The organism is Verrucomicrobiota bacterium (genome assembly GCA_016871495.1).
In the GTDB taxonomy this organism is placed as follows: Bacteria; Verrucomicrobiota; Verrucomicrobiia; order Limisphaerales; family VHDF01; genus VHDF01.
Window position 1 is genome coordinate 1 of sequence record VHDF01000178.1, and the last position, 3,735, is coordinate 3,735.

Sequence of the window (3,735 nt, forward strand, 5' to 3'; positions counted from 1 at the left end):
TCAAACATGCTTTCAAAATTGCCGGCACCCGATCCGCCTGCTTCGCCGGAGCCGTCCTCGCCATCGCAGGTCTGGCCTCCTGCCAGCTCCTCCCTTTCCTTGAGTTGCTGCAATGGTCCCAGCGCGATACGGGTTTCGCCCGAACCGCCTGGTCGATGCCGGGAACAGGCTGGGCCAATTTCATCGTTCCGCTCTTCCACTGTTTCCCAGCCAACCAAGGGGTCTTCTTCCAGTATGAACAATGGTGGACTTCGTCTTACTATGTTGGGCTTGGCATTCTGATGCTGGCCATCCTCGGCGGCTGGACCGCGCGAAACAGCACGGTGATCGCACTCGGGGGTCTGGTGCTGCTTTCACTCATCATGGCCCTCGGGGACGAGGGCGTGCTCTATCAGTGGATGCGTGAGGCCTTGCCCCAGCTTGGTTTTCTGAGGTTCCCCGTAAAGTTTGTCGTGATTCCGGTGTTCGCTATTCCGCTTCTGGCCGCCTGGGGCGTTGCCGCTGTTGAGCGATCCGCCCGGACTGGGACCGAAGCTTGGTCGAAAGCGTCTCGCTGGTTATGGATGGGCCTGCCCGTTCTGGTCCTGAGCGGCTTCCTCGTCTGGTTCGCACGGCAGTATCCCATGCCGTTCGATGATACGGCGGCGATGATGAGGAGTGCCCGTGACCGCCTCATTCTCCTGCCCCTCCTCATCATCGCGCTCGTGGCTTGTTCAAAAGCCTCCCTCCCTCACCGACAAACGTTCTGGATGATCGGAGTCAGCGTCCTTCTTTGGCTCGACTTTGCCAGTCACGCGCCGCGGCAAAACCCCACCCTTTCGCCCAAAGCGTACGAACCCGGATTGCTCAGACTCGACCCCCCTCCGGTCCATGGCGGCAGCCGGGCCATGATCAGTCCCGAAGCCGACGCCAAATTCAGGCTGACTTCCACCACCGAAGGACTCCACCAATACATCGGCAACCGACTCGGCCTGTTCAGCAATTGCAACATGCTCGACGGCATCCCCAAGATCAACGGCTTCTTCTCCCTCTTCATCCGTGAATCGGAGGAAATACGGAACCATTTCTACAATCACTTGGATTGGAAACGCTCGGCTCCACTCCTCGACTTCATGGGCGTCGCCTACATCACCAAGCCGGAAAGCCTCTTCGATTGGATCCGCCGCACCAACGCGCTTCCTTTCATCACCGGCGGCCAGCACCCGGCCTTCGTTCCTCAGGGCAAGCCAAGTCTGGACCGAATCCTGGATCCGGACTGGAACCCGCGGGCGATCGCCTTTCTTTCCCTCGAAGCCTCAAATCGATTATCCGGCAAGACGTGGCAACCCGTCGAAATCTCCCACCTGCAGGCTTCCACAAGCGCCTTGAGCTTCTCCGCGCGGTCTTCAGGCGATGGACTGGTCCTCATCGCCCAATCCTGGTACCCCGCTTGGCGCGCCCGCAGGAACGGCGAGCTCATTCCCGTGGAGAAGGCGAACCACGCCTTTCAAGCCCTGGTCCTTCCTCCTGGAGAACATCAGATTCAATTGAGTTATGAAGATCACTCATTTCGTCGCGGCTCGGTGGTCTCAAGTCTTACCCTGGCCGTCCTGGCCGCATGGGGCCTCTTCCTCGGGTTTCGGTCCAAATCAAAGCAGCATTCGCTGCGGTCATGAGCCACGAACTTCGCCTCCATCGCGACCCTTGGATTCTCCGTTTCGGAGTCTTCTTATTCCTTCTCCAGTTAGCCATTTGGCCCCAAGTCATCGCCGGAAGAAAATCCCTCTGCTTCCGCGATTACGGACTCTTCGGCTTCCCCCTCGCCGAATTCCACCGCACCGCGTTCTGGGAAGGAAGGCTGCCCCTGTGGAACCCCTACAACGAATGCGGTGTTCCCTTTCTCGCCCAATGGAACACTCTCGCCCTCTACCCCGGTTCGCTCATTTACCTCTTTGGACCACTGCCCTGGTCTCTCGACTGGTATTGCTTGGCCCACCAATGGCTTGCCGGGATGGGCATGTTCGTCCTCTGCCGGCGATGGATCGGCGGGACCGTTGGCCCCCTGGTCGCCGGCGTGGGTTACGCCTTCGGCGGCCTCACGATGAGTTGCGTCTTCTGGCCCAACAATATCGCCGCCCTGGGCTGGATGCCTTGGGTCATTCTCCTCCTGCCCAAAGCCATTGAATCCAAACACACACCCAGCCGCCCTCCCATCAGAGAACCATGCATCTCCCGCTCGGCTTGGTTGCTGCCTGCCGTCGCCACGTTACAAATGCTCTGTGGCGCGCCTGAAATCACTTTGATGACTTGGATCGTCGGTGCCTCCGCCAGTCTTGCGTTCCTCCCCCCTCCACACTGGCTGGCTGGCTTGGCCAAGATCGTGGGATTCTTTGCCTGCACCCTGGTCCTCTGCGCCGTACAACTCCTTCCTTTCTTCCATTTCCTCGGCCTCTCCCAGCGCGACGCTCAGTTCAGCGCCGGCGAATGGTCGATTCCCGCCCTGGGCGCGGTGAATTTCTTCCTGCCCTGGTTCCAAAGTTACCAGTCCATCCATGGACTCCCCCTCCAGTATGGCCAATACTGGATCCCCACCTACTACGCGGGAGTGTTCATCGTCGGCGGCGCCATCCTGAGTTTCTTCACACGGACCCCCACCACAACTCCCCGGCTCACCCTCATCGCGTTGGCCGCCGGCAGTGTCCTCATGGCGATGGGAGACGAGGGACATCTCTATCGCTGGGTGCGGACCGCATTCCCCCAACTCGGAGTGATGCGATTCCCCGTGAAATGGCTCGTCATCACGGCCTTCAGTCTCCCCGTCCTCGCCGCGACTGGATTGAATGCGCTGTTCCAAATGGAACCTCGGCCCGCAAGAAACAGGGTCGTAGGCTTGGCGATCATCGGGGTTTCCCTCCTCGCTCTTTTTGCCTGGATCGATGTCCTTACTCCGCTCGGAGTCTCCGCGCTCCCCCACGCCAAGGTCATCACTCACGCGGCCCTCGTGCATGGCCTGGCACTTCTCGCTGCCTTGGCCATTCTCGCTTGGCTGCTTCGCGCCCGCCATGCAGATCAGAAACAAACACCCGCTTTCCTCGCAGGCTTGACCCTGCTCGGCCTCATCACCGCCACGGAGCTCGCCCACGCGTTTCCCCAAGTTGGAACCCTCGTCAACGGAGAGGTCTTTCAGCCCGCCTCCAAGCCGGACCCGGATTTCCCTCGCCTGGGCGAAGGTCGCGTCATGCTCGGGCGCGAAACCATCCGCAGCTTCATGCGGGTCCATCTCGACGATCCCACGGCGAATTATCTTCTCAAACGGGCGGGCGCATTCGCCAATGCCAACCTGCTCGATCGCATCCCGAAGGTGGACGGCTTTTTCTCCATGAGCACGAAGGCAAGTTCCGAGATCACCGATGCACTGTTTGCCCGCCTCGATCCCTCCCAACTGCCCTTGACCCGTTTCCTCACCGTCACCCACTGGAGCCGCGAACCCCTCCGTTGGGTGCCTCTGAAGTCTCGCGCCCCCGGCGCCTGGCTCGGCTCCGTCGAAACCCTTCACCCCGCCCAAAACCTGGAACAGGTCCTGCGCCCTGACTGGCAGCCCGAGCGCGAAGCTTGTATCGAATCCGCCTGGACTACTCCCCCCTCACCCTTGAGCCCTCGCATCGAATGGAGCCAAACTCAATTCTCAAACGAGTCCATCCGCGCCCAGGCCACCGTCCCCGGAACTGCACCCGGTTTTGCCACCCTTGCCGTCAG

General features: G+C 60.6%; 1 protein-coding gene. It reads left to right on the top strand.

Going from position 1 to position 3,735, the window contains the following annotated elements:
- Positions 1-1,651 precede the first annotated feature (1,651 nt).
- Positions 1,652-3,735, top strand: a 2,084-nt coding sequence (locus tag FJ404_19585) for a hypothetical protein (protein ID MBM3825048.1), incomplete at its 3' end; no start/stop codon positions are given.